General features: G+C 67.2%; 26 protein-coding genes. 12 read left to right on the top strand and 14 right to left on the bottom strand.

Going from position 1 to position 25006, the window contains the following annotated elements; genetic code table 11:
- Positions 1–4 precede the first annotated feature (4 nt).
- The gene (locus tag RDCOP1_RS19915) at positions 5–1294 is read right to left on the bottom strand and encodes an ATP-grasp domain-containing protein (RefSeq protein WP_072704590.1); all 1290 of its coding nucleotides are present in this window, start codon (positions 1292–1294) and stop codon (positions 5–7) included.
- Positions 1295–1505: 211 nt separating this feature from the next.
- On the opposite strand from RDCOP1_RS19915, the gene RDCOP1_RS19910 reads away from it, so the two are divergent.
- Positions 1506–2489, top strand: coding sequence for a GNAT family N-acetyltransferase (locus RDCOP1_RS19910; RefSeq protein ID WP_072704588.1), 984 nt, complete (start codon positions 1506–1508; stop codon positions 2487–2489).
- A 40-nt stretch (positions 2490–2529) separates the two neighbouring features.
- Here RDCOP1_RS19910 and RDCOP1_RS19905 read toward each other — a convergent pair whose 3' ends face one another.
- The 7 genes from RDCOP1_RS19905 to mftA are packed head-to-tail and all read right to left on the bottom strand — an operon-like array spanning position 2530 to position 10160.
- Positions 2530–4479: a mycofactocin system FadH/OYE family oxidoreductase 2 gene (locus RDCOP1_RS19905; RefSeq protein ID WP_072704739.1), complete on the bottom strand. Its 1950-nt coding sequence runs from the start codon at positions 4477–4479 to the stop codon at positions 2530–2532.
- A gap of 15 nt (positions 4480–4494) precedes the next feature.
- Complete coding sequence (locus RDCOP1_RS19900) at positions 4495–5307, bottom strand: mycofactocin-coupled SDR family oxidoreductase (protein ID WP_072704585.1); 813 nt, start codon at positions 5305–5307, stop codon at positions 4495–4497.
- Positions 5308–5339: 32 nt separating this feature from the next.
- Complete coding sequence (locus RDCOP1_RS19895) at positions 5340–7244, bottom strand: mycofactocin system FadH/OYE family oxidoreductase 1 (RefSeq protein ID WP_072704580.1); 1905 nt, start codon at positions 7242–7244, stop codon at positions 5340–5342.
- An 11-nt stretch (positions 7245–7255) separates the two neighbouring features.
- Complete coding sequence (mftD, locus tag RDCOP1_RS19890; protein WP_072704577.1) at positions 7256–8470, bottom strand: pre-mycofactocin synthase MftD; 1215 nt, start codon at positions 8468–8470, stop codon at positions 7256–7258.
- 22 nt (positions 8471–8492) lie between these two features.
- Complete coding sequence (mftC, locus tag RDCOP1_RS19885) at positions 8493–9737, bottom strand: mycofactocin radical SAM maturase (protein WP_072704573.1); 1245 nt, start codon at positions 9735–9737, stop codon at positions 8493–8495.
- Positions 9738–9762: 25 nt separating this feature from the next.
- Positions 9763–10062, bottom strand: coding sequence for a mycofactocin biosynthesis chaperone MftB (gene mftB / locus RDCOP1_RS19880; RefSeq protein WP_072704570.1), 300 nt, complete (start codon positions 10060–10062; stop codon positions 9763–9765).
- A gap of 2 nt (positions 10063–10064) precedes the next feature.
- Positions 10065–10160, bottom strand: coding sequence for a mycofactocin precursor MftA (gene mftA, locus RDCOP1_RS19875; protein ID WP_006553546.1), 96 nt, complete (start codon positions 10158–10160; stop codon positions 10065–10067).
- Positions 10161–10281: 121 nt separating this feature from the next.
- Between mftA and mftR the strand changes: the two genes are divergently transcribed.
- Positions 10282–10905, top strand: a complete 624-nt coding sequence (gene mftR / locus RDCOP1_RS19870; protein WP_072704567.1) for a mycofactocin system transcriptional regulator MftR — start codon at positions 10282–10284, stop codon at positions 10903–10905.
- Positions 10906–10911: 6 nt separating this feature from the next.
- The gene (mftM, locus tag RDCOP1_RS19865) at positions 10912–11721 is read left to right on the top strand and encodes a mycofactocin oligosaccharide methyltransferase MftM (protein WP_072704564.1); all 810 of its coding nucleotides are present in this window, start codon (positions 10912–10914) and stop codon (positions 11719–11721) included.
- Position 11722: 1 nt separating this feature from the next.
- On the opposite strand, the gene RDCOP1_RS19860 is transcribed toward mftM, so the two are convergent.
- Entirely contained in the window at positions 11723–12562 is an 840-nt protein-coding gene (locus RDCOP1_RS19860; protein WP_072704736.1) for an alpha/beta fold hydrolase, read from the bottom strand.
- A 191-nt stretch (positions 12563–12753) separates the two neighbouring features.
- Here RDCOP1_RS19860 and RDCOP1_RS19855 point away from each other — a divergent pair, with 191 nt between their 5' ends.
- Positions 12754–13389 (top strand): TetR/AcrR family transcriptional regulator, encoded by a 636-nt coding sequence (locus RDCOP1_RS19855; protein WP_072704561.1) that lies wholly within the window; start codon positions 12754–12756, stop codon positions 13387–13389.
- Positions 13390–13479: 90 nt separating this feature from the next.
- Here RDCOP1_RS19855 and ggt read toward each other — a convergent pair whose 3' ends face one another.
- Positions 13480–15459 (bottom strand): gamma-glutamyltransferase, encoded by a 1980-nt coding sequence (ggt, locus tag RDCOP1_RS19850; RefSeq protein ID WP_072704558.1) that lies wholly within the window; start codon positions 15457–15459, stop codon positions 13480–13482.
- A gap of 309 nt (positions 15460–15768) precedes the next feature.
- On the opposite strand from ggt, the gene RDCOP1_RS19845 reads away from it, so the two are divergent.
- From RDCOP1_RS19845 to RDCOP1_RS19835, 3 genes are all read left to right on the top strand, one after another.
- Positions 15769–16086, top strand: coding sequence for an ArsR/SmtB family transcription factor (locus tag RDCOP1_RS19845; protein ID WP_072704733.1), 318 nt, complete (start codon positions 15769–15771; stop codon positions 16084–16086).
- Between the two features lie 28 nt (positions 16087–16114).
- Entirely contained in the window at positions 16115–16594 is a 480-nt protein-coding gene (locus tag RDCOP1_RS19840) for an SRPBCC family protein (RefSeq protein WP_072704555.1), read from the top strand.
- 256 nt (positions 16595–16850) lie between these two features.
- Positions 16851–17906: a ferredoxin--NADP reductase gene (locus RDCOP1_RS19835; protein ID WP_072704553.1), complete on the top strand. Its 1056-nt coding sequence runs from the start codon at positions 16851–16853 to the stop codon at positions 17904–17906.
- Between the two features lie 50 nt (positions 17907–17956).
- Here RDCOP1_RS19835 and RDCOP1_RS19830 read toward each other — a convergent pair whose 3' ends face one another.
- The 3 genes from RDCOP1_RS19830 to RDCOP1_RS19820 are packed head-to-tail and all read right to left on the bottom strand — an operon-like array spanning position 17957 to position 20777.
- Entirely contained in the window at positions 17957–18685 is a 729-nt protein-coding gene (locus tag RDCOP1_RS19830; protein ID WP_072704550.1) for a DNA alkylation repair protein, read from the bottom strand.
- 55 nt (positions 18686–18740) lie between these two features.
- Positions 18741–19541, bottom strand: coding sequence for a glutamate racemase (locus RDCOP1_RS19825; protein ID WP_072704547.1), 801 nt, complete (start codon positions 19539–19541; stop codon positions 18741–18743).
- Between the two features lie 57 nt (positions 19542–19598).
- Complete coding sequence (locus tag RDCOP1_RS19820) at positions 19599–20777, bottom strand: NAD(P)/FAD-dependent oxidoreductase (RefSeq protein ID WP_231922904.1); 1179 nt, start codon at positions 20775–20777, stop codon at positions 19599–19601.
- A gap of 230 nt (positions 20778–21007) precedes the next feature.
- Between RDCOP1_RS19820 and RDCOP1_RS19815 the strand changes: the two genes are divergently transcribed.
- Genes RDCOP1_RS19815 through RDCOP1_RS19795 form a run of 5 tightly spaced genes read left to right on the top strand, consistent with a single transcriptional unit; the run spans position 21008 to position 23579 of the window.
- A complete protein-coding gene (locus tag RDCOP1_RS19815; RefSeq protein ID WP_072704544.1) occupies positions 21008–21466 on the top strand; it encodes an Asp23/Gls24 family envelope stress response protein in 459 nt (152 codons plus the stop codon).
- The gene (locus RDCOP1_RS19810) at positions 21463–21789 is read left to right on the top strand and encodes an Asp23/Gls24 family envelope stress response protein (RefSeq protein ID WP_072704541.1); all 327 of its coding nucleotides are present in this window, start codon (positions 21463–21465) and stop codon (positions 21787–21789) included. The genes RDCOP1_RS19815 and RDCOP1_RS19810 overlap by 4 nt, the downstream gene beginning before the upstream one ends.
- Positions 21786–21980, top strand: coding sequence for a DUF2273 domain-containing protein (locus RDCOP1_RS19805; protein WP_072704538.1), 195 nt, complete (start codon positions 21786–21788; stop codon positions 21978–21980). The genes RDCOP1_RS19810 and RDCOP1_RS19805 overlap by 4 nt, the downstream gene beginning before the upstream one ends.
- The gene (locus tag RDCOP1_RS19800; RefSeq protein ID WP_072704535.1) at positions 21973–23016 is read left to right on the top strand and encodes an Asp23/Gls24 family envelope stress response protein; all 1044 of its coding nucleotides are present in this window, start codon (positions 21973–21975) and stop codon (positions 23014–23016) included. Before RDCOP1_RS19805 ends, RDCOP1_RS19800 begins: the two co-directional genes overlap by 8 nt.
- Positions 23013–23579 (top strand): Asp23/Gls24 family envelope stress response protein, encoded by a 567-nt coding sequence (locus tag RDCOP1_RS19795; RefSeq protein WP_072704532.1) that lies wholly within the window; start codon positions 23013–23015, stop codon positions 23577–23579. Before RDCOP1_RS19800 ends, RDCOP1_RS19795 begins: the two co-directional genes overlap by 4 nt.
- 161 nt (positions 23580–23740) lie before the next feature.
- Here the strand turns inward: RDCOP1_RS19795 and tuf are convergent, their stop codons facing one another.
- Complete coding sequence (tuf, locus tag RDCOP1_RS19790; protein WP_072704529.1) at positions 23741–24931, bottom strand: elongation factor Tu; 1191 nt, start codon at positions 24929–24931, stop codon at positions 23741–23743.
- Between the last annotated feature and the right edge of the window lie 75 nt (positions 24932–25006).

Genomic DNA, 25006 nt, shown 5'->3' with positions numbered 1-25006 from the left:
AGCCTTATTCGGAGATCGCGTCGATGCCGAACGGAAGAAGCTCGGAGGCACGATCGAAGTACTTCTCGAGTCCCCCGATGTCGTCGGCGCCGATGTACAGCGTCGCCAGGACGGTCCGGTAGCCGTCCTGATTGGGAAGCTCGGAGAGCCGGTCGCCCACTCGAACCTTGATGTCCACCAACGTATCCGGAATCTCTTCGCACACTCGGGCGAGATCGTCGGCACTCGGAACGCTGCGCACGATGCCGTCGGAGTAGTAGCCGATGTGGCACTGGGCAGCGTGCCGGTACCGTCCGCGGCCCTTTTCGATGCGGGGTTCCACACCGAGTGCGATGTCGATCGCGACCTCGTGGTTCGACGTGCCGTCGACCTTGACGAACAGGTCGCTGTGGGACTGCGAGATACGGGTGTTGACCTCGATCAGCGAGAGCTTTCCGGTCTTCTCGTCCCACATGAACTCCGTGTTGAAGCAGCCGTTGTCGAAACCGATGTGGCGCAGGTATCGCTCCGTGAGGTCGATCATGCGCTGCTGCACGTCGTCGGGAACCGACTGCGCAGGGTAATCGAGCCTGTCGAAGCTGTGGCCTGCGTCGTCCTTCCGCATGTCGAAGAATTCGTGAATGTTGTACTCGCCGTTGAACATCGTTCCTTCGGGTGCGACCTGAATGCCTGTGATGATGTCTTCGGCAAGGCACATGTTGCCGCCGACACCTTCGAGTTCCGGCGGGAGTTCCACCATCGACAGCACTTCGTCGAACGCGTCCCCGACCCGTCCGATCTCGGCGCGGATCTGTTCCAGGGCCGCTGCGAACTGCTCGGCGTTTTCGATCTCGAACCCGAGTTGTGACGAGTGCGACTTGATGGGCTTGACCCAGAACGGGAACGAAAGATCGATCGAGTCCAGCGCGTTGTCGTCGAACGGATCGAAAACTGCGAAGCCCGGGACGCATTCGGGGATGGACTTCTTCTGCTCGATCCGGCTCCACGCCTTGTGCTCGCACTGGAGAAGGCTGCGGAGGGTCGGCGCAGGCAGGCCGCGTTCGGCGGCGAGGATCGGAGCGAGCACGCTCGTCGGGAAATCCCAGTGCGCGACGATTCCGTCTATGCTGCCGTCGAATTCGTCGAGCTGCTTACGTGCGCGGTCGAGTAGGTCCTGAAAGACGTACGTTTCGGGCTCGATCAGTGACGTGTAGTCCAGAAGGCTGTGGAACCGGAGTTCGTCGGCGTTCGACAGGGTGTCGAGCTTGTCTCGCTGCTGGTCGGTCAGGGCCGGGATGAAAATGTTCTTCTGCATCACCAACGGGTGCCCATGCAACGATTCGGTAAACATCACCCATTTCGCTGCGCTGTGCCGCCGAGTGTGATCCGCCTCTTCGCGCCGGTCGCAGCCTGGGCTCCGTCTGCTGTCACGACCAGGACGCGTGGAACCCCCCTGTGCGTCGACCGGCCACCGGCTCGGTGGATCGCAATCGGTCGCGCCCCGGGCCGGCACGTAGTCTCACCTCGTGCAGATCGAACCGCGCCCCTTGGACGACCCCGACGTGCAGGCCCTCATCGACGAGGTCCAGCTCGAGTACGTACGGCGCTACGGAGGACCCGACCACACCGAACTCCACCCTGAGGAGTTCGCGCCCCCGCGCGGCCTGTTCCTGCTCGCGCACTCCGGCTCGACCCCGCTGGGAATCGGCGGCTGGCGCGCGTACGACGCGGGGCATCCCGGACTGCGCGACGGCGACGCGGAGATCAAGAGGATGTACGTGCGTGCGGATTCGCGGCGGCGCGGAATCGCGCGGCGTCTCCTCGAGGCGCTCGAGCGAACCGCAGTGGACGCGGGTCGCCGCCGGATGGTACTCGAAACCGGCACTGCGCAACCGGAAGCCATCGCGATGTACACCGCTGCCGGATACGCCCCCATGCACGAGCGGTTCGGTATCTGGGCCGACTCGGAATCCTCCTTGTATTTCGCGAAGGAATTGCCTCGCATCCGGCTCGCGCGAGAGGCCGAACTGCCGTTGCTCCAGGACATCGAACGAGCGGCGGGCGAGCAGTTCGCCGAACTGGGCATGACGTTCGTCGCGGACGACGCCCCGCCGACGGTCTCGGAGTTGCACCGCTATCTCGTCGCCGGCCGGAATTGGGTGGCGTTCGACGATGGTGGCGCGCCGGTGGCGTACCTGATCGCCGAACCGGTCGACGATGCACTCCACATCGAGCAGGTCTCGGTCCATCCCGGTCACGCTCGGCGCGGCGTCGGTCGCGATCTGCTCGACCATGCCGCCGGGTGGGCTCGCGATCACGGGTACAGCGCGGTGACGCTCACGACCTACCGCGACGTTCCGTGGAACGCGCCATATTACGAACGCCTCGGCTTCCGCATTCTCGGCGACGGAGAACTCACCCCGGCGCTACGCCGGATTCGCTCACACGAGACGGAGTTGGGACTCGACCACCGTCCACGCGTTGCGATGCGGCGCGAACTGGGTTCGTAGGCGCGCAGGAACGGTCGGAGTCGATGTCGCGCGCGGGGTGTCACACCGCGATCGCAGCTGCGTCTCCCTCGAGAATCGCGTTGTGCGCGCGACGTGGGGTCACCGCATCGCCGATGCGGAACACAGGAAAACTGCTGTCGGCCAGCTTTTTCCAGAGTTCGTCCACCGGTTCCTGATGGGTGACGACCACCACCGCGTCGGCCACGAGGAGTCGGCCCGTGCCGGTCCGGTGATCGACGAGTGACACGTCCATCGCGTCGTCGGCGTCCACGATTCCCGTGACCATCACATCGGTGATCTGCGTGATCCCGGCAGCGTGGGCGCGACGTGTCCATCCGTCCATGTCAAGTGTGAGGCCGAGATCCTGTCCGACGATCATGCCGCCTGTACACACGGTCACGGCGCAGCCACGTCCGGCGAGGAGTTCGGCCACCGACGTCGCCTGATGGAAACCCAGATCGTCGACCACGAGCACCCGCCCCTCCGGCTCGGCGCGACCCTCGAGCACGTCGCGCACGTCCACCACCTTCGCGGAGTCTCCGGCCCAGGCGGGCCGCTGCGGCCGAGCCCCCGTCGCCACGATCACGGCGTCGGGCCGGTGGGCGCGAACGAAGTCGGCGTCGACCTCGATGCCGGTCCTGATCTCGACTCCGGCCCGAGTGCATTCCGCTTCTAGGCTCGTGACGATACCCGCCAGTTCGCCGCGGTGAGGTGCGGTCGCCGCGCCGCGAATCTGCCCACCTGTCCACGGTTCTCGCTCACACAGGGTCACGGTGTGGCCGCGACGAGCGGACGTAGCGGCCGCCTGTAATCCGGCCGGTCCCCCGCCGACCACCAGCACCCGGCTGCCGGGCATGCGCGGCGCGGGTAACGGCGTCGATTCTCGGCCGGCGCGCGGGTTCACAGTGCATCCGATCCACCGGCCGAGCCCGACCCGCCCGATGCATTCCTGGTTGCAGCCGATGCACGGACGCACCTCCGCGTCGCGCCCGGCAAGCGTTTTCGCGGCGAACTCGGGGTCGGCGATCTGCGCCCGTACCGCCCCGACCAGATCGCAGACCCCTTCCGCGAGAGCGGTCCGGACCTGCTGGGGAGCGGTGAATCGGCCCACACCGACCACGGGCACCGACACCGCGGCACGCATCGCGGCCGGGACGAACAGCGAGTACCCGTGCGGCGTCGACATCGGCGCCTCGACGAGATGCAGCGTCTCGGTGGCGACACCGATCGACGTACTGAGGTAATCGACGGCACCCCGTTCGTCGAGCATGCGCGCCACCCGGACGGCATCGTCGAGTTCGATTCCGCCCGCCGTGCCGTCGTGACCGCTCAACCGCACGCCCACGACGTGCTCGGGACCTACTGCGGCGCGCACAGCGTCGACGACCTCGACCAGCAACCGTGCCCGTCCCCCGAGATCGCCACCGTATCGGTCGGCGCGGCCGTTGGTCCCCGGCGCGAGAAAGGCACGCAGGATCGATGCCTGCGAGCATTGGATCTCGACACCGTCGAATCCACCCTCGACGCACCGGGTCGCGACCGTCGCGTATCCGTCGATCAATTCCGCGATCTCGCGGTCGCCCACCGTGATCGGCACTTCCCGGAACAGTGGGTCGGGATCGGGTCCGGGAGCCCACAGCGCCCGGCCCGTGTACATCGAACTTCCCTGTGCCCCGTTGTGATTGAGCTGTGCGACGATCCGCGTACCGTGCCGGTGCACCGCGTCGGTGAGGCGGCGGTACCCGGGCAAGACGTCGGGATCCCATCCCCGGATCAGCTTCTCGTACGGCCGATCCGAGCGATGCACCGTGTGTTCCTCGGTGACGATCATCGCTGCCCCGCCGCGCGCCCGCGCCGTGTAATACGCGATGTGCTGGTCGGTGATCTTTCCGTCCACAGCGAAGTTCGTCAGGTGGGCCGGGAAGATGATCCGGTTGCGCAACGTGGCCGGACCGATCCTGAGGATGTCCCGGGGATCGGGACCGGCCATGTTGCGCAACACCGGCTAGACCTTGGAGTTGCCCTGGTCGAGGGCCATCTGGCTGCCCGTGATCGTCTTCGCGCGATCGCTCGCGAGAAACAGCACCGCGTCGGAGGTGTCGTCGGGATCGGCGATCGGCTTCTCGGTGAGGATGGGCGCGAAGTTGGGGAGCCAGGCAGGGAACCGTTCGAACATCTTCAGCGAACCCTGATCGGTGCCCATCGGCGTCTTCACCCCGTACGGATGGATGGAGTTGACGCGGATGTTGAACTCGCCCAGCTCTTTTGCCGCCGCCTGCGTGATACCGACGAGACCGAACTTGGCAGCGCCGTAATGTGCCTGCCCGGGCATCGCCTTGAGCCCGGCGACCGAGCTGACGACGATGATCGAACCGCCGTTTCCTGCTTCGATCATCGCCGGTGCCGCGGCCTTCAACGTCTTGAACACGCCCGTGAGGTTGATGTCGACGAGTTCCTCGAACTGCTCGTCGGGCATTTCCCAGAATCGGCTCCAGCTGCAGATACCGGCGTTGGCGACGACCACGTCGAGCCGCCCGAACTGTGCGACACCCTCGTCGACGGCGGCCCGGAGGGCGGCGCTGTCGCGGACATCGGCGATGCGAGCGACGATCTTGCCGCCGGCCTCCTCGACGAGACGGACGGTCTCGCGGAAGTCCTCCTCGGTCGCCTGCTCGTAGGTGATGTACTCCGAGACCGGCTTCGCGACGTCGATTCCGATGATCGCCGCTCCTTCCCGGGCGAACCTCAAGGCGTGGTTACGTCCTTGACCTCGCGCGATACCGGTGATGAAGACAACCTTGCCGTCGAACTCGCCCATGGAGATCCTTCCAGATCGGTCTATGCAACAGGTTACAGTTCCGAGGCGAGACGGTGCCCCTCCCCGATCGCTTCCCGCACCGTCCGAGGAGCGATGCAGTCACCGATCCCATCCAGCCCCGGCCGGGTCGATCTGTCATCCGGTAGTCCCACTGAGCAGTCGACGAGCGTCGCCGAATCCACGACGACCTCCGACCCGGTCACCCGGTGCACGAGATGCACTCCCGAGGCGTCGACCCCGCGCACCTCGACGCCGAGGTGCCGCCGCACCCCCGCACGATGCAACCGGGCATTCGCCGCGACGAGGTCACCGGTGGGTGCCAGTCTCGACCCGGGGATGGGGTCGATGGTGGCGTAATCGACCGCCCGCCCGCGCGCGACGAGGTGCTCCGCCACCGCGACACCGACCCGCCCGCCCACCGGATCCCACACGACGGCACGATCCGGCACGGTCTCCGGGGCGCGGAGAGCCTGGGTTGCGGTGAGATAACCGCCCCCTCCGACGACCGGGAAGCCAGGAGGTCGAGGACGGCTGCCGGTAGCGAGTACTACGGCCGTTCCGGCGTCGTGCGCCGCGTCGAGGTCGTCCGCGCCGACGACGGTGTCGGTGCGGATGACCACGCCGAGATCGCGGCATCGCTGCTCGAGCCACCGGGCGAGTTCGGCGAACGGCGGCGCACCCTTCCCCGAGCCTGCGGTGTGCAGCATGCCTCCGACGCGGTCGGCGCGGTCGGCGACGGTGACTCGATGTCCCCGCCCGGCCAGGCCGCGCGCCGCTTCCAGCCCGGCCGGTCCCCCGCCGACGACGAGCACGTCCCGCACCGTGGTCGGCACACCGGGTGCAGGTCGGTCCTCCTGCCCCGCCTCCGCGTTGGCGATACATCCGATCTCCGGGTTGCGGAAGTCGCGGACGAGGCATGCCTGGTTGCAGCGCACGCAAGGCCGCGGATCACGATGGTCGCGGACGGAGGAGACGAGATCGGGGTCGGCGATCTGCGCGCGGGTCATCTCCACCGCGTCGCACACCCCCCGATCGACGGCCTCCTGGGCGGACGAAGGACTCACGACGCTGCCCTGCAACACCACCGGCACAAGACCCACAACGGCCCCCCGGACCTGCCGGCACAACTCGCGATTGAACCCGGTCGGTGTGTGGGCATCAGGCCGGTACGTTTCCGGTGTGAACAACCCGCCGCGTACGACGGTGATCAGATCCAGCGAGCCGGCGAGTTCCCGCACGTACCGTGCGGCTTCGTCCGGTGTGATGCCCGCCCAGGGAGCGTTCTCGTCACAGCTCAGTCGCAGCGCGAGGATCCGTCCGGGCCCGAGTTCGGCGCGCACGGCCGCGATGACTTCCCGGAGCAGGCGCAACCTGTCGGCGCCGTAGCGGTCGGTGCGGTGGTTCGTCAGTCCGGAAAGGAACTGGCGGAGCAGCGCGGTGGGTCCGGCATCGAGTTCGACGCCGTCGGCGTCCGCCTCGACCGCCAGCGCCGCCGCAGCGCGGAAACCGTCAGTGACCGAGTGAATGTCGGCTTCGGTCATCTCCGCCGGGAGTTCACGGGTGGCGGGATCGGGAACCCTCGACGGTGCCCACAGTGGTGCCTGGGTCCAGGCGCTGGATCCCTGCAGACCGCTGTGCCCGATCCCAGCCAGGACGAGAGTTCCGTGGGCACCGCACGCCGAGACGATCTCCGCCCATCGGTCACCACAGTGCGCCGCAAGCGGAGCCCGTTCGTACGGGTGATCGCCCGGATGAACCGACGCCACTTCGGTGACGACAATTCCCGCGCCACCCCGCGCACGACGCTCGTAGTACGCGACGTGACGCGCCGACAGTGCCCGTCCCACAGCGAGGTTGGTTTCGTGCGGACCGAAGATCACCCTCGACGACGCGGTACGGCCGGCGAGGGTGATCGGGTCGGTGAGAGCGAGGCTCATGCCGATGGCAGTTATTCGACTCCCAGATCGCGACGGAATCCTGGCGGAACGACCACATCGCCGGGCACGAGGTCGTGGATGGAATCCCGGCCCAGCCCCAGAAGCGCGGAACCGATTCCGCCAGCGAGGATGTCGAGGACGTTCTCGACACCCGCCTGGCCGTTGGCCGCGAGGCCCCACAGGTAGGCTCGGCCGATCATGACGGCGTCGGCTCCGAGGGCAACGGCCTTGACGACGTCGCTACCGCGCCGGATACCACCGTCGAGCAGCACCTCGATGTCGTTGCCGACCGCCTCCGCGATGGCCGGAAGCGCCCGGATCGGCGCGGGTGTGCCGTCGAGGTTGTTGCCGCCGTGGTTCGAGACCGAGATCGCCGTGACCCCCGCGTCGACGGCGCGCTTGGCGTCGTCGACGCGCATGACGCCCTTGAGCATGAACGGGGCGTCGCCCCACTGTTCCCGTAGCCATGCCACGTCTTCCCACGTGGGCAGCGGGGTGCTCATCCACTCTCCGTACGCGCCGAAGAACGTCGGGGTCTCGCCGCCACCGGGCGGGGTGAGGTTGGGTGTGGTGAGGTCCGGGACCCCGCCGGTCCGCGCCCAGTCCAGGAGCCACTTGGGCCGGATGATGCCCTCGGGCGCGAACTTCACCATCGCGTCGAAGCTCATCCGCTCCGGGATGGCGGGGCTCCCCCAGTCGCGGCCGTTCGAGAAGGACCAGTCCAGGGTCATGATGAGACCCTTCGCACCCGCTGCACGGGCGCGTTCCATGCGCTGGACGAGCACGTCGCGGCTACCGACCCAGTACATCTGGAAGAAGGTCTTGTCGTTGGCCGCAGCCACGTCCTCGATGGATTTGCTCGCGAACGAGCTGAGGCCCATTGCGATTCCGCGCGCGGCGGCGGCTCGGGCGACAGCCACCTCTCCGTCCGGGTGTACCGCCTGGACGCCGGTCGGCGAAATCAGGACGGGCATGGCGACGTCCTGCCCCATGACCCTGGTGCCCATCTCACGCTTCTCCGACAGTCCCGCAACGTGCGGGGCGAAGCCGAGTTCGCGGAACGCCGCGAGATTGTCGTCGACGGTGATGCCGGCTTCGGACCCGGCCACAAGCGCGCCGTACACCGATTTCGGCAGCCGCTTGCGGGCGCGCTCCTGCGCCACGGCGACCGTTTCGAACCAGTCGCTCTGCTTCCAGGGATTCTTCAGCCACGAGAACTTGGCCATCGTGAACTTCTCTCCTCGAGATCTACAGGCCTGCGAGAGGGTTCTCGTCGCAGAATTTGGCGGGCGGCTTGGCGAGCAGGGTGAGCGGCACCGGCGCTGCCGGGGTGCGACGCTCGGCCCGCTTACCGGTACGCGAGTGGTCGACGCTCGACTGCGGCACGGTGCGGTCGGCTTCGAGGGCCGACTGTCCGTATCCCTGAACACATTCGGGGTCGGGACCGTCCATCGGGAGGCCCGTGAAGAACTTCGCAGCCATGCAGCCGCCGCGGCACGAGTCGTAGAAGTTGCACGATGCGCACGCCCCGGCCGACTGCGGTTCGCGCAGTTCCCGGAACAGCTCGGAGTTCTTCCACACCTGCGCGAACCCACCGTCGGTGAGGATGTTTCCCGCGAGGAAGTTCTCGTGGATCGCGAACGGGCACGCGTACACGTCTCCGACCGGGTCGATCAGGCACACCACACGCCCGGCACCGCAGAGGTTGAGGCCGGGCAGAGCACCTCCGCCGCTGTCGCCGCCGAACGCGGACAGATGGAAGAACGAATCACCGGTCAGGACGCCTTCGCCGTGTGCGACGAGCCAATCGTAGAGCTGCCGCTGCTGGTCGTGGGTGGGATGCAGATCGTCCCACACGTCCACGGCGCGGCCCGACGGGCGCAGGCGCGTGATGCGCAGCGTCGCGTCGTAACGGTCTGCGAGCGCCTTGAATTCGTCGAGTTGGTCGACATTGTGGCGGGTGACCACGACGGAGATCTTCGCGTCGCGGAAGCCCGCCTCGGAAAGATTCTCCAGGGCGCGCACGGCCATCGCGAAGGACCCGGGGCCGCGCACAGCGTCGTTGACCTCGGCGGTCGCGCCGTCGAGGGAGATCTGCACGTCCACATAGTCGGACGCTGCCAGCCGCGCCGCGACCTTCTTGTCGATGCGCACGCCGTTGGTCGAGAACTTCACCCCGACCTGATGGTCGGTGGCGTAGTCGACGAGTTCCCAGAAGTCCGAACGCACGGTGGGCTCGCCGCCGCCGATGTTGACGTAGAACACCTGCATGCGCTGGAGTTCGTCGATGATTGCCTTGCATTGTTCGGTGGACAGCTCACGCGGGTCGCGCTTGCCCGACGAGGACAGGCAGTGCACGCACGAGAGGTTGCAGGCGTAGGTCAGTTCCCACGTCAGGCAGATCGGAGCATCTAGGCCCTTCTCGAACTGGTCGACGAGTCGACCGACCTTCGGAGGCGCGGTGGTGACGGGAGGTTCGAGCAGAGACGTCATAGCGGGTCCTTGCTTGGTCGAAGCGTCAGGCGGGGACGATCATGTGCGAGTCGGCCAGTGTGCCGAGGGCACGCACGTAGGGCCGCTCGGCGTTCTCGTCGATTCCGTGGGCGCGCAGAGCATCCCGCACCGATGCGTGATCGTCGAGGGACCGGACCACGTCGACGATGACGGTGTTCTTCAGGAACGACAGTTTGCGGGTGCCGAAGTGGTAGAGCAACGCCCCGAAAGGCTCGGGGCGAAGCGCTACCTGCGGGTGGAGCCGCCACGTGGCGCCCGGATCGAACTGTGTGGTCGCCACGGCGGTGGCTCCGGGGGTGGACATGATCAGTAGACGCCGCACATGCCGTCGATCGAGACCTCTTCCACGAGGGACTCCTCGATCAAATCGGACTCGATCACCGCGTTGTCGCGATCGGACATGATTCCTCCTCGAATTTCACTCCACATGTGGAGTCCACATCACAACAGGGCTAGCGTTGTGACTCGGTTCACCACTGTAATGGCATCGAGTGCAGAATGTCATCCATGAATCGAGGGAAATATGCCTGAACGCCGAGAGCCGTCCCCGCGGACCGGCCGGCGCCCCTCCACCACGAGAGAATCCCTGGCGGCGGTCGGCATCGAACTCTTCCGCACCCGCGGCTTCGACGAGACCAGCGTGGACGACATCGCCGAGGCGGCGGGCATCGCGCGGCGCACCTTCTTCCGGTACTTCCCCTCGAAGAATGCGGTCGCGTGGGGTGACTTCGACGGCCAGCTCGAACGGATGCGACGACGACTCGCAGAGGTCCAGTCGGACGATTCGCTCGCGGACGCGCTCACCGCCGCACTACTCGACTTCAACACCTTTCCCGCATCCGAGACCGAGCGACACCGCGCCCGCATGGAGCTGATCCTGCGCACTCCCGCCCTCCAGGGGTACTCGTCCGTCATGTACCAGGGATGGCGCGCGGCGATAGCCGAGTTCGTCGCGCGCCACACCGGCGCCCGCCCCGACGACCACATTCCGAGGACCGTCGCCTACCTCGTGCTGGGCGTCGCGGTCGCGTCCTACGAGCAGTGGCTCACCGACGCCGAATCGGACCTTCACGACCTGTTGGGAACAGGAATGCTCACGCTTTCCGAAGGACTCGGCCCGACCGATCACCCATTCGAAAGAGGTTGACCGACAATGTCTGTGCTGGATTCTCTCGCGCCGTGCCCGCCGGGCCGGTGGACACACGACCACGTGACCGTCGAACGGGTGCCCTCCGGACCGATCAGGTTGCACCGCACCACCGACGGGCTGCACGTCACGCATGCGCTCACTCCCGACCTGCTCAGTGAGCGTCTCGTCGCCGACGTGACCGCATCCGTCCAGGACGCCGAGTTCGGACAGAACGAGTTCGAGTTGACGATGGTCGGTCTCGTCCGCTCGACGGTCCCCGGAGCGCTCGAGTCGTGGGTCACCTACTACCGCAACTCACTGAACGAACTGCTCGACGGCACAGCGGAGTTCGCCCCGATCCACGACATGGCAGCCACGTTGGTACGCGGCCGGGTACTCGACCTCGGTTCGTGCTTCGGGTTCCTGCCGTTGCGGCTCGCAGGAGCGGGGTTCGACGTGGTCGCCACCGACATCCTCCCCGGCACGATGCGGCTGCTCGATGCGGTCGCACCGCATTTGGGCCTGGCGGTGGACACCCTCGTCTGCAACGCGGCCGGAGTGCCCGTCCCCGACGACAGCTCGGACACCGTCACCGCGATCCACCTGCTCGAGCACGTCGACGACGAGACGGGTGCCGCCGTTCTCGCCGAAGCGCTGCGCATCGCCCGGGAACGCGTGGTGATCGCGGTGCCGTTCGAGGACGAGGCAACCGCGTGCCACGGGCACATCCGGACATTCGACCTCGCGTCGCTCGACGCACTCGGACGCACGACAGGCTTTCCGTACGAGGTGTTCGAACACCACGGCGGGTGGCTGGTCGTCGATCTCGTGTGACCTACGGGCGCTTCGCGACGAGAAACTCCGACATCGCCCGTGCGATCGTCTCGGGTCGGTCGAGCATCGACAGCACATAGGCGTCGTCGACCTCCACCAGAGTCCCGTTCGGCATCAGGTTTGCGAGCCGCCGCCCGTGACTGCGCGGCATGACCTTTCCTGCCGACGACCACAGCACCAGCGCCGGACCCGTGAAATGCTGCAACGCTTCGGTATCGGCGACGAGCTCGGTTGCGGTGCAGTGGGTCGCGACGTACTTGCGCAGGTCGCGGCGCACTTCCTTACTGCGAAGCCCCGGTTCGGTCCAGGCTCGGACGAGATCATCGCGCAGCGGTCTCCGGGCCATCCAACCGAGCAACAGCGGCGTTTTGCGCAGCCACGAAACCCGAAGTTGCCGCAGCGCGAGCGGGAGACCACCCGGGATACGCGAAGCGAGGACCGCCATTTTGCCCGGCAGCCCGGGCGGGAAGTTGTCGAAGGCCTCGCACGGCAGCAGGATCAGACGGCCGACGCGTTCGTCGAGGCCGTATGCGGTGAGAAACAGCGCGCCACCCCAGTCGCTGTGCACCAGCGTCGCGTCGGTCAGGCCGAGCGCAGCGAGGAAGTCCGCTACGAGCCGGTTCAGCCCGTGCAAGCTCAAATCCGCGTCGGGACGCATCGGTTCGGGGTGGGCGCCGAGGGGCAGATCAGGTCGCACATACCGGAACCCAGCGGGTAGTCGGTCGATCACCTCGTCCCACACCGTGTGGTTCATGAGGAGTCCGTGCAGTAACACAACGGCCGGTCCGTCGCCGTGTTCGACGTAGTGAATCGGCCCTGCCGCGAGATCTACTGTGGGCATCGCCGCACCTTTCGCGTGAGTGATCACTCCGGAGGGTCGGGTTCAGCGTGGCGGCGGGGACGGAACGCTGTCAACCGTTTTCCTCCCCACCCACCGCACCGTCGGCAAGTTCGCCGCCGTGTGCCCGGCGCGCACCGGACACGCAGGCGTGCCATGCTTCCCCTACAACTGTCGTCGAGCTGGGAGTCGCCATGCCGTCCTCGTCATCGCAACTCGGCCGACCGGTCGGCGCGAGAAGCGAGGACACGCGTCGGAGAATCCTCGCTGCTGCCATGCGCTGCGTTGCCGAGGTCGGTTACTCCGGAGCGACAATCCGGGAGATTGCGCGCCTGGCCGGTATCACGAGCGGGAGTCTCTATCACTATTTCCCCAACAAAGCCGAGATCGTGAAAGCCGCCTTTACAGAAATCGCCGAGGTGTCGCTGCCGCGCCTGTCGGCCGCAGCGGACCGCACCGAAGGCGTCGTGGACCAGTTGCTGGCCGTGCTCGACGAAGGGGGGCAACTGTTGCGCGAGAATCCGCATGCCGTCGCGTTCGATCGCGCCCTCCGTGTGGAAAGCGCCGAGCACCTCCAACTCGACCGCGACAGCGACATGATCTACACAGGTCTACGGACCGTCATCAGTGAGATCGTCCAGCAGTCGCACCGAGACGGCGTCTTGAGTGCCGACGCAGACGTGGACGGAACCACTGATGCCATCTTCGCCCTTTTTCAGGGACTGAGCGCTCACGCAGCCACCGCGTCGCCCGAGCGGTATCGCGCGACGAACCACGCTCTGGGGCTCCTGATCCAGGGCTCCTTGTTCGGCTCCGTCGATCCCCGGTAGCCGATACCCGCTCCCCGAATACCGCACGGTCGAGCAGCAAGCCCTCCGGGATGGGCCCGCCGGCACGCTCGAGATGGGCGCCGAGCGCGGTCACGGTGCCGGATCGCCCATCACCGCTCCCTCGCGCCGAGGATCGGCTCCCCCGACCCAGCCCGCCTCTGCGCGTTGCAGTGCGCTCAAGCCGCTGGACTGCGGCGCGACGGAGACCTCGTGCCCCTTGTCCCGAAGTTGCTGCACGAGCGGATCCTGAGCACCGTCGTCGGACGCATCCACGGCGGGATGCTCACCCCCGACGCCGGTGACCGGGGTGTTCGCTGCCCCGAAGGAGACGGCCGAGACCGCCTGCTGCGGATCCAAGCCCCAATCGAGCATCCCCACAAGGGTTTTGACGACGAACTGGATGATGACCGAACCGCCCGGCGATCCGACGACCATCTGCAGGTCGCCTCGTTCGCCGTCGGGCGTCCTGTCGAAGACCAGTGTCGGAGCCATCGAACTGCGTGGCCGCTTTCCCGGCTCGACACGATTGGCGGCCGGAAGGCCGTCCTTGTCCGCGGGCTCCGCCGCGAAATCGGTGAGCTGGTTGTTGAGGAGGAATCCGTCGACCATGTGGAACGACCCGAATGCCGATTCGATGGTCGTCGTCATGGCGGCGACGTTGCCGTAACGGTCGGCGACCGAGATGTGACTGGTGCCGTGCTCGGGTGTCTGTGCCGGCACCCCGAGCGGCACCGGGCCGAAATCACCGGGCTGCGCGGTGCCCATACTCTTTCCGGGATCGATCAGCGAGGCGCGTGCGGAGAGATATTCGGGGTTCACCAAGGTGTCGAGCGAACCTCCGGGCAGCGGAACGAAATCGGAGTCCGCGACGTATTTGTCGCGGTCGGCGTACGCGAGACGCTCGGCTTCGGAAATCAGGTGCACTGCTTCGGCATTCGGCACTCCCCCGTTCGCGTCGACCTCGGACGGACCCAGTGCCGCGAGGTCGAAGTTCTCCAAGATGCCGAGGGTGGCCGCGACGGCGGTGCCACCGGACGACGGGTTCGGCATTCCGCAGATCTCGTGGTCGCGGTAGGGCGTGCACAACGGGGTGCGTTCCTTCGCCTCGTAGGCGGCGAGGTCGTCGAGCGTCATCGTTCCCGGTGTGCGCCCACCGGAATCGCTGGTGGTCGCCTCGACTATCGACTGTGCGATGTCGCCGGTGTAGAAGGCACCGGCACCGTCGGTCGCGATTGCGCCGAGTGTCTTCGCCATCGCCGGATTGGTCAAGGTGGTTCCCGCGGCCTTCGGACTACCGTCCGGCTCGAGGAAATACGCGCGGGCCTCGTCGTCGACCGCGAGTTGCTGGGCGGAATCGGCAATCGACTGTGCCATCCGGTCACTGACGAGCACCCCTCGGTCGGCCAGATCTATCGCCGGAGCGAACAGACTCCGCCATTCCTGGTCCCCGTACTCCGCATGCACCAACTCGAGCATGCGCAGGACGCCGGGTACCCCGATCGAACGTCCGCTTGCGCGGGCATCCGGCTTCGGCTCGGTACGGTCGGTGACGCTGATCCAGCGGAGATAGTTCTCGTCCGCCGATGCGGGGGCGGTCTCACGGCCGTCGTACGCCTGGACCTGGCCGGATTCGGCGTCGAAGTACATCAGGAACGCTCCACCGCCGATGCCGGACGACTGCGGCTCGACGAGTCCGAGCACCATCTGCGCAGCCACGAGCGCATCGGCCGCCGTCCCGCCGTCCCGGAGGACCTCGCACGCCACCTCGGTGGAGACGGGATTGGCCGTGGAGACCGCGAAGGATTCGGTACTCACAGCGGTCATGCCGCTGCGATAGCCGGTAGCGACCTCCGGGTTGGTGGCGATATCCCGATCCCCGGTCGCCGGCGGCGGTGCATCACCTGTCAACGGGGTGCCGTTGGGCGTCGCCCCACATACCGCTGCCGCGGGCGCGGCGGTGTTCTCCGAACCACCGTCCGTGCTCGACGCACATCCGCCCACGAGTGCGACCGCAGCCGTCACGGCCAGTGCCGCACGTGTTCCCGACCTGATTTCCCCCACCGAGATCATCTTGACGACGGTAACCGGGCAGGGCGGTATCCGCCGGGCAAATGTGTTTCCACGACGCTCGGTGCGAACGTCCACTGCTGACGTCCGGTAGCGCGCCACACCGGTCGTCAGCCCGAGTGACCGAGTGCGCCGTCGCTCACGGGCGCTCCACCCCACACCGACGGGTCGCCGTCGAGAGGTAGCCGGCATGTGGAGGGTCTTGACATGCCTACCGTCTGGACGGATGCTGTATTCAACCGAAAGGTTGAATAAGGAGGGTGGCAGGTGGACGCTGCCGAAGCGGAGGACGATCGGCTCGACCGGGCTTTCATGGCCCTGTCCGATCCGGTCCGCCGACGCATCGTCGCCCGCCTCAGCCGGGGGCCCGCCACCGTCAACGAACTCGCGGAACCCTTCGAGATCACCGTCCAAGCGATCTCGAAGCACATTCAGGTACTCGAGCAGGCCGGGCTCGTCACCCGTAGTCGCGACGCGCAACGGCGTCCCGTCCACCTGAATCCCGCGCAGCTGGAGGCGCTGACCTCCTGGATCGACCGGTACCGGTTGGTCAAGGAACAGCAGTTCCGCGGCCTCGACGCTGTGCTGGCCGGGGACACGGCCGACACCGGAGATCGTCCGCCGGGATGACTCGCATCCCTTCCGAGAGGACAAGGACATGACCAACCCACTGCACGTCGACGTTCCCGAAGGCCTCCCCTATCTCGACTACGCACGGGAGTTCGATTTTCCCGTGGCCGAAGTCTTTCGGGCACACCAGGACCCGGCTCTCGTGACCCAGTGGCTCGGGCCGCGCGGTATGCGCACGGACATCGACCACTACGACTTCCGCAGCGGAGGTACGTACAGATACACCAACAGCGACGACAACGGGTCGTACACTTTCTCCGGCGTCTTCCACACCGTCCGGGAGAACGAGTTCGCCATCCAGACCTTCGAATTCGATCAGTACCAGGATGTCGTGAGCATCGAGTTCATGACCTTCGAGGATCTCGGCGACGGCCGCAGCAAGCTCAGCGGCCACAGCGTGTATCCGAACCTCGAGGCACGGGACGGTATGGCCTCCTCCGGCTGGAAAGAGGGCATGATCGATTGCTACGAACGAATCGACGAACTCCTGTCGAAAGCCACCGCCTGACCCACTCCCCGATGCGGCCGCACTCGTCGTCGAGCGCGGCCGCATCCGGCCGGATCGGCGGCGGCGTGCCCACTGTGCGGGAGGGGTGACGATGCATCTGTGAGCGCCCGGTACCGTTTCCCGGGCAATACCCCCGACTGTTACCCTTGAACTAGAACGCGTTCTAGAATTTGAGGTTCGACAACGTCGGAGATCGGGAACACCCGGGGTAGCGCCACTGCTCCCGCACGGTCTGCACGAGAGGACGACACACGCCATGACGACTGTCGAGGTGCCACACGGCTCACGATCGGTGGTTCTCACCGTATCCGCCGTCGTCGAGGAAACCGCCGACGCGAAGTCGATCGTCTTCGCCGTCCCAGACGAACTCCGCGACAAGTTCGCCTACAAACCGGGCCAGTTCCTCACCCTTCGTATCCCCAGCGAACGCACGGGGTCCGTGGCACGCTGCTACTCGCTCGCGAGTTCGCCGCACACCGACGACGCGCCCAAGGTCACCGTCAAGCGCACGTCCGACGGCTACGGATCGAACTGGCTCTGCGACACCATCGCGGCGGGCGACACCATCGAGGTCCTGCCGCCGGCCGGGGTTTTCACCCCGAAGTCCTTCGATCACGACTTCGTGCTGTTCGGCGCGGGTAGCGGCATCACTCCGGTGATCGCGATCCTGAAGTCGGCGCTCACCCAGGGATCCGGCAAGGTCACGCTGATCTACGCCAACCGCGACGAGGCGTCGGTCATCTTCGCCGAGGAACTGCGGGCCCTCACCGAGAAGTACCCGACGCGCCTGACCGTCATCCACTGGCTCGAATCGGTCCAGGGACTCCCGAGCGCCGATCAGTTCGCGGCACTCGCGGCTCCGTACGCCGAGCGCGAAGCGTTCATGTGCGGCCCGGGTCCGTTCATGGATACGGTGCACCAGGCGCTCCAGAACATTGGGATGCCGCGGAACCAGGTCCACGCCGAGGTGTTCAACTCGCTGTCCGGTGATCCGTTCGCAGACCACACGCCCGTCGAGGTCAGTGACGAGGAGGCCGCCGACGCGGCAACCGTCGAAGTCGAACTCGACGGTGAGGTCCACAACCTGACCTGGCCCCGCAAGCAGACCCTCGTCGACATCATGCTCGCCAAGGGCATCGACGTCCCGTACTCCTGCCAGGAGGGCGAGTGCGGGTCGTGCGCGTGCACCGTCCTCGAGGGCAAGGTCGAGATGGAGAACTGCGACGTCCTCGATCCGGAGGACATCGCAGCCGGTTACATCCTGGGATGCCAGGCGCGGCCGGTGACGGACCACCTCAAGATCGAGTTCTGACCGACCTCACTCGGCGCGGGCGGCACCCCCGGGGTGCCGCCCGCGCTGCGTCAGCGAGCGGCACGGAGGCGGGCACGCTCCTGCGCGTCGAGATGCTCGGTGGCGTAGCTCAGTGCCGTCCGGCCCATCGCGGCCGCATGGGTCTCGAGGAAGTCGACGAGAACGGTCCGGTCGACGCGCTTGCCCACCTCGCGCAACATCCAGCCTGCCGCTTTCTGAATCAGGTCGCGCCGATCGTCGAGTACACGCTCGGTTGCCGTGAGGGTCGGCTCGGCCTCCCCTCTCTTCACGAAAGCGAAGGTCGCAAGCAGCCCGGCGCGTCGCCGCCACAGGTCGGGGTCGTCGACGAGCGTCGTCAGCAAGCCGGCGTCGCCGGGATTGGCACAGACCCATTCGCCGACGATGTGATCGGACGACGCGTCGACAAGATCCCAGTTGTTCACCCGTCCGCAGCGGAGGGCATCGAGATACGTCTCGAGCACCGCGGAACGTGCGGACGGATCTCGCGCGAACCGGTCCACAAGAATCAGCAGCCCGGCGAGACGGTGTTCGTGAATGTCGCTGTCCAGCAGCAGGCGTGCCTGCCCCACGGGCAGGTCACGGAATCTCCGGACCACGGCGCGAGTCTGCGGTACCCGTAACCCCAGAAAGACGTCGCCCTCGCCGTATTCGCCGGGACCGGTCTTGAAGAAGCGTCTCATCCCGGCGGCTGCGGCCGGGTCGGCGAGCGCATCCAGTTCGGAGCGCACGTCGCCCGCATTCGGGAGATCTGAGGTCACGACCCGGAGCTTACGATGGACGGATCGTCGCGGAGCATCCTTGTCCCGGGCGCTCCTACGTCGCGGTGGTGGCGGCGAGCAGTTCCCGCCCCGCCGCGAATGCTTCGGCTCCGGGCGGGAGCGCGCCGCGTCTGCCGCTGAGGTACACCTCGACACGCCCCGAAGCTCCGGAACGGTCGTCGAACTCGCGGGTGCCGGGCTCTGCCGCGTCGAGGTCGGCGAGACGTCGCAGCGTCTGCCTGGCCACCGCTTCGGCACTGTCGAACAGGCGCACACCCTCGGGAAAGCGGGCAACGATCGAGTCCGCCACGAGCGGGTAGTGCGTGCAGCCGAGGACGATGCCCTCGACGTCGCCCGGGGTGCGCGCTACGGCATCGGCGATGGCCCGGTCGGCGCCTTCCCGGTCACCCCGGTCGATGGCGTCGGCGAGTCCGTGACATGCGACGCCCACGACCTCGCTGCCGTTGCCGAATCTCTCGATGAGGTCGGCCTGGTAACGACTCGAGGTCGTCGCCGCGGTCGCCCAGATCGCCACCGACTTGCACACGGCCGCAGCGGGCTTGATCGCGGGCACGGTCCCGACGACGGGAACATCGTCCCCGAGGTCGGCGCGCACATGCTCGAGAGCGGTCACCGACGCCGTATTGCACGGCAGCACCACCACGTCGGCACCGCGGTCGACGGCACGTCGTGCGATGGACACGACGTGGTCGGCCACCCAGTCGGCAGGCTTCGGACCCCAGGGAGCGCACTCCGGGTCCATCGACAGCATCAGGTCGAGATCCGGACGCATCCGCCGGAGCCACGCAGCCGTCGGCAGCAGACCGAATCCCGAGTCGATGAGCGCAACGATCACCCTACGAATCTAGCCCTTCCCACCTGCGACGGTGTCGAGGCATGCGCCGACAGGCGTTCAGACGGCAGCGAGCAACTCCTCGATGGGCGCGCCCGCGGCGATCTTCATCCGGGTCTTCATCACCTGCGCGGGCATTCCGCCCCCGACCACACCCACCAGGCGTCCTTCACGCTCGTAGTAGGCGAGGAACTTGCGTCCGTCGTCGCGCACGACGTGCACCTTGTCGTCGGCTCGAACGGCACCGAGACCCTGGATCTTGATGTCGTACTGATCGCTCCAGAAGTAGGGCACCTGGCCGGCGGCACCGGACTCCCCCGTCACCATCTTCTTGGCCAGCACGATGGCTTGCTCGCCGGCGTTGGTCCAGTGCTCGACGCGCTTGCGGCCACCGCCGGGAACCTGCCACGACGCGACGTCGCCGACTGCCCACACGTGCGGGGCCGACGTGCGGCCGATGTCGTCGCACACGACTCCGTTGTCCAGTTCGATGCCGGAACCTTCGAGCCACTCGGTGACCGGCACCGAGCCGATGCCCAGCACCACGAGGTCCACGTCGATGACGGAGCCGTCGCCGAGTACCGCAGACGTGACTCGGCCGTCGCCGCGGAGTTCGGCGAGCCCCACTCCCGCGCGCAGGTCCACTCCCGCGTCGGTGTGCAGTCGCGCCACCAGCGAACCGACCTCGGGGCCGAGCACCGACGCGAGCGGCGTCGGCTGCGGCTCGAGCAGGACGACGTCGACACCCAGGGAGCGCAGGCTGGCGGTGACTTCACACCCGATGAATCCCGCGCCGACGACGAGCGCTCGGACGCCGGGGGTGATCGCTGCCCGCAACGCGCGGCTGTCGTCGACCGACCGCAGCACGTGCACGCCGTCGAGATCGGCCAGACCGGGAATGCGCCGAGCACGAAGTCCGGTCGCGATCACAAGTTCGTCGTACGGCAGTTCGGTGCCGTCGGTGAGTGTGACGGTGCGGGCCTCGGTGTCGACCGAGCGGGCCGCGTTGCCGAGTCGCAGGTCGATGCGCTGCTCGTCGAAGAACTCGCGGGGCCGCAGCGTCGTGTCCTCTCGCTCGCCGCGAATGACATCCTTCGACAGCGGCGGACGGTCGTACGGCAGGTGCCCCTCGTCGTCGAGCAGGACGATATCGCCCTCGTACCCCGCGCGCCGCAACTCCTCCGCGGTGCGCACACCGGCAAGGCCTGCTCCTGCTACAACGATCCGTTCGACTGCCACCTGGTACATCCTCCTGAATCGCGTGACCTCTGCCACCCGTGTGCGCGTGCACTCTTCATACCAAACGCAGGTTCGACGGTGAACAGCGCGCCGATCCCGGCAGCACCCGGCGACACCGCACGACAACACGTTGGCGGTCCCGCCCCACGTTTCGCCACGGCCGGGCTGATAATGATGGACAACGCACGGCCCGCACGTTCCCCACGACCCACTCGGCACGAGGAGCATTCATGACCAGCGACAGCGGCGCAGGAATCAGCCGCATCCAGTTCGGCACCGGTTCGTTCTCCGGTCCCGTCGACAGCCACGGCCGGACGATCATCGCCGACGCGGTGGTCGCCAAGATCGCGGGCATCGCGACCCGTGAGGTGAGCGGCGTGTTCGACGTCGGTGCCGGCACCGCCCGGGTGGTCGGCGCGTTGCGGGACCGCATCCCCGGAGCGCGGATCAATCACGGGCAGGGCGTCGCGGTGGAGGTCGGCGAGAAGCAGGCCGCAATCGATATCGGAATCGTCGCGGAGTACGGCGTCGCGTTGCACGAACTCGCCGTCGCGATCCGGCACAACGTGATCGCGGCCGTCGAGCAGATGACCGGCCTCGAAGTCACCGAAGTCAACATCACCGTCTTCGACGTGGTGCTTCACGACGAGGCAGCCGCCGCAGACGAGCTCAAGCCGCGAGTGCAGTGACCGTCCCTCCCGGCGCGGACCCCCGCGCGCACCCCGACCCTGCGGTGGCGGACCTCGTCGCCGAGATCGTCACGGGTGTGGCGGGCGTCGCCGGGCTCAACAGCGGCCCGTTCGGATCGGTCGCGACCTATCTGCCGGGACGACGGATCCCCGGCATCAGATTCGGTCCCGAGGGGTGCGATGTGCACATCACCGCGGAATACCCCGTCGATCTGCCGGCCGTCGCCGACGCCGTGCGTGCCCTCGTCGAAGTCGTCGTGGGTCCTCCGGTGCATGTGACGATCGAAGACGTTCACTTCGAACAGAAACAGGTGTCCCCGTGAACCACAATCCCACCGGCAACACCGCTGTCGGCCTCATCGCCGGTCTTCTCCTCGCTCTTGCCGGAATATTCGGGGGTGTCAGCGGGCTGCTGTTCGCGGTGCTTCTCGGCGCGCTCGGCGCCGCAATCGGCGCGCACCGGGACGGACTGCTCGACCTCGGTGCGATTCTGCGGAGTCGCGGCCGTGGCTGATGCCGTCTCGCCGGACACCGAGCCTCTCCCCGGCACCGACGTCGACGACACCGACACCGCCGGGCACCGCGGCACCCTCCTCATCAAGGATCGCGCCGTCGAGCGCATCGCAGCATCCGCCGCGCTCCAGGTTCCGGGAGTGGTCCGGCACACCGGTGGCCTGAGCCTGCTCACCGGCCGGGAACTGCCGCGCGCCGACGTGACCACCGGCGGGCAGGCGGTAGCGGTGAACCTGTTCATCGCCGCCGAATGGCCTTACGATGCAGCAGCTTTGACCCGTCGCGTCCACGACGCCGTGGCGCGTCAACTGCACGACTACACGGGCCTGCACGTGACGGAGCTGAACGTCGTCGTCGCAGCGACGCCACAGGCAGAAGAGCGTGAGCAGGCCGAGCAACCGGTGCCCGTCGAATACCTCGAATCCGACATCGTCGCCCATACCGAGTCACGCGCGCGGATACCGGTCGTGCAGCCGCTGCCGCCGCTCGCGACGCCGGCGGCGGCCCCTGCCGCAGCGCTCATCGCCGTCGGTTCGCTCGGGCTCGCGTTCGTCGCCGCCCGGGAACTCCTCATCGTGCGCGGGACGTACGCGGGCGCACCCTGGCTCCGCAACGCCTTCGAATGGTTCGGGAGGCTGCACTGGGAACCGTGGATCGGGCCGGTCGCCGGAATACTCGCGCTGCTCGGTGCGGCGCTGCTCTTCGCCGCGCTGAAGCCTCGACGCCGCACCCACCTGCCGTTGCGGGTCTCCGGTCCGGCGCAGACCGTCTGGATGCGGCGGACCGACGTCGCCCGCATGTGCAGTGCCCGGGCCTCGGTCCTGCCGGGAGTGCGCAGCGCGCGAACGGTCGTCGACCGCCGGCGCGCCGTGGTGCGGGTCCTCGCCGACCCCGAGGTGTCGGTCGCCGAACTCACCGCGACGATCCGCGCCGAGGTCGAACCGAATCTGGCGTTGCTCGCCGATCCCCTTCCACTCGTGGTGAAGATCGGTCATGCGGATACGCGGGCGACCGCGTCGGGAGGAAGACGCCGATGAAACTGCGTACCGTGCTGGCGAACCGCTTCTTCGCCTTCGTGACCGGGTGCGCGCTGCTCGGAGCGGGCGCGTTCGCTCTCGCGTGGCTGTGGGAGGTCCCGCCGGCGCGGGAGCGGCTCGCGCAACTGGACCGCCCGCGCGTCATCGACATACCCGATCAGGACTGGTGGACCCCTGCCCTGTGGACGGTGCTCGCCGTGGGCGCCGCGATCGGCATCGTGCTTCTGGTGGTGAACCTCTCCCGCCGCCGCACCTCGACGGTGCAGTTGTTCGACGAGGTGACCGACGCGACGCTGGGGATCGAACTGGGCCCGGTCGCGGACGGTGTGGCACGCGAACTCGCCGGACTGCCGGGGGTGCGGGCGGCCCGGGGCCGGGCGGTCGTGGAGCGACATCTCCCGACGCTGTCGGTGGTCGTGAATGCCGAACCGGGCATCGACGTCGCCGAGTTCACCGCACACGCCGAGGACACCGCCGAACGCGCTGCCTGCGCACTGGGGGGCGCCCGGGTCGCCACGCAGGTGCTGCTGCACCTCGATCCACCGCACCCCGAACACGACTGACATCGAAGACGGCCGCCACCGAGCACGGCCCGCACCGGGGAGCGACCCACATCGCGAACCGGTGCGGTATCGCAACCCGTACGCGGGGTCGCAACCCCCGTAAACGCCGAACGGCGTCCACCCCGAAGGGTGGACGCCGTTCGTGTCAGTGAGGAACTAGCTCACTTGACGATCTTCGTGACGCGACCGGCGCCGACGGTACGACCACCCTCGCGGATAGCGAAGCGAAGGCCCTCGTCCATGGCGATCGGCTGGATCAGCTTGACGGACATCTCGGTGTTGTCACCGGGCATGACCATCTCGGTGCCCTCGGGAAGGGTAACAACGCCCGTCACGTCCGTCGTACGGAAGTAGAACTGCGGACGGTAGTTGTTGAAGAACGGCGTGTGGCGGCCGCCCTCTTCCTTGTTGAGGATGTAAGCCTGGCCCTCGAACTCCGTGTGGGGAGTCGTGGTGCCGGGCTTGACGACGACCTGGCCACGCTCGACGTCCTCGCGCTTGATGCCGCGGACGAGGAGGCCGACGTTGTCGCCCGCCTGGCCCTGATCGAGCAGCTTGCGGAACATCTCGATACCGGTGACCGTGGTCTTGGTCGAGGTCTCCTTGATGCCGACGATCTCGACCTCTTCGTTGACGTTGACAACGCCACGCTCGATACGGCCGGTGACGACCGTGCCGCGACCGGTGATCGTGAAGACGTCCTCGACGGGCATGAGGAACGGCTTGTCGGTCTCGCGGACCGGGTCCGGGATGGAGTCGTCGACGGCCTGCATGAGGTCGACGATCGACTGAACCCACTTCTCGTCACCCTCGAGTGCCTTGAGAGCAGAGATCGGGACGACGGGAGCGTTCTCGTCGAACTCCTGCGAAGCGAGGAGCTCGCGGACCTCCATCTCGACGAGCTCGAGGATTTCCTCGTCGTCGACCATGTCGGCCTTGTTCAGCGCAACGAGGATGTACGGCACGCCGACCTGGCGAGCGAGCAGCACGTGCTCACGCGTCTGGGGCATCGGGCCGTCGGTTGCAGCCACGACCAGGATCGCGCCGTCCATCTGGGCGGCACCGGTGATCATGTTCTTGATGTAGTCCGCGTGACCCGGGGCGTCGACGTGCGCGTAGTGGCGCTTCTCGGTCTGGTACTCGACGTGGGAGATGTTGATCGTGATACCACGAGCCTTCTCCTCGGGAGCCTTGTCGATCTGGTCGAACGCGAAGCTCTCGTTCAGGTCCGGGAATTTGTCTGCCAGCACCTTGGTGATGGCGGCCGTCGTGGTGGTCTTGCCATGGTCGACGTGACCGATGGTGCCGATGTTCACGTGCGGCTTGGTCCGCTCGAACTTCGCCTTAGCCACTGGAATGTCCTCCTGGACTGTTGTTGCTTGCAGTATGCAGCAGTGCGGTTTGTATTACTTGGTCGTGCAGGTGAC

This window comes from Rhodococcus coprophilus NBRC 100603 (assembly GCF_001895045.1).
GTDB lineage: Bacteria > Actinomycetota > Actinomycetes > Mycobacteriales > Mycobacteriaceae > Rhodococcus > Rhodococcus coprophilus.
This window is presented reverse-complemented; position numbering and strand designations above follow the sequence as displayed.

Bases quoted from the DNA above. Each gene is read 5' to 3' on its own strand.
- mftC (WP_072704573.1), bottom strand. From the start codon at position 9,737: ATGACGTCTCTGCTCGAACCTCCCGTCACCACCGCGCCTCCGAAGGTC.
- RDCOP1_RS19840 (WP_072704555.1), top strand. From the start codon at position 16,115: ATGACCAACCCACTGCACGTCGACGTTCCCGAAGGCCTCCCCTATCTC.
- RDCOP1_RS19905 (WP_072704739.1), bottom strand. From the start codon at position 4,479: ATGGCCGGTCCCGATCCCCGGGACATCCTCAGGATCGGTCCGGCCACG.
- RDCOP1_RS19900 (WP_072704585.1), bottom strand. From the start codon at position 5,307: ATGGGCGAGTTCGACGGCAAGGTTGTCTTCATCACCGGTATCGCGCGA.
- RDCOP1_RS19855 (WP_072704561.1), top strand. From the start codon at position 12,754: ATGCCGTCCTCGTCATCGCAACTCGGCCGACCGGTCGGCGCGAGAAGC.
- RDCOP1_RS19815 (WP_072704544.1), top strand. From the start codon at position 21,008: ATGACCAGCGACAGCGGCGCAGGAATCAGCCGCATCCAGTTCGGCACC.
- mftM (WP_072704564.1), top strand. From the start codon at position 10,912: ATGTCTGTGCTGGATTCTCTCGCGCCGTGCCCGCCGGGCCGGTGGACA.
- RDCOP1_RS19795 (WP_072704532.1), top strand. From the start codon at position 23,013: ATGAAACTGCGTACCGTGCTGGCGAACCGCTTCTTCGCCTTCGTGACC.
- RDCOP1_RS19915 (WP_072704590.1), bottom strand. From the start codon at position 1,294: ATGCAGAAGAACATTTTCATCCCGGCCCTGACCGACCAGCAGCGAGAC.
- ggt (WP_072704558.1), bottom strand. From the start codon at position 15,459: ATGATCTCGGTGGGGGAAATCAGGTCGGGAACACGTGCGGCACTGGCC.
- RDCOP1_RS19835 (WP_072704553.1), top strand. From the start codon at position 16,851: ATGACGACTGTCGAGGTGCCACACGGCTCACGATCGGTGGTTCTCACC.
- RDCOP1_RS19895 (WP_072704580.1), bottom strand. From the start codon at position 7,244: ATGAGCCTCGCTCTCACCGACCCGATCACCCTCGCCGGCCGTACCGCG.
- mftB (WP_072704570.1), bottom strand. From the start codon at position 10,062: ATGTCCACCCCCGGAGCCACCGCCGTGGCGACCACACAGTTCGATCCG.
- mftD (WP_072704577.1), bottom strand. From the start codon at position 8,470: ATGGCCAAGTTCTCGTGGCTGAAGAATCCCTGGAAGCAGAGCGACTGG.
- mftA (WP_006553546.1), bottom strand. From the start codon at position 10,160: ATGTCCGATCGCGACAACGCGGTGATCGAGTCCGATTTGATCGAGGAG.
- RDCOP1_RS19845 (WP_072704733.1), top strand. From the start codon at position 15,769: ATGGCCCTGTCCGATCCGGTCCGCCGACGCATCGTCGCCCGCCTCAGC.
- mftR (WP_072704567.1), top strand. From the start codon at position 10,282: ATGCCTGAACGCCGAGAGCCGTCCCCGCGGACCGGCCGGCGCCCCTCC.
- RDCOP1_RS19860 (WP_072704736.1), bottom strand. From the start codon at position 12,562: ATGCCCACAGTAGATCTCGCGGCAGGGCCGATTCACTACGTCGAACAC.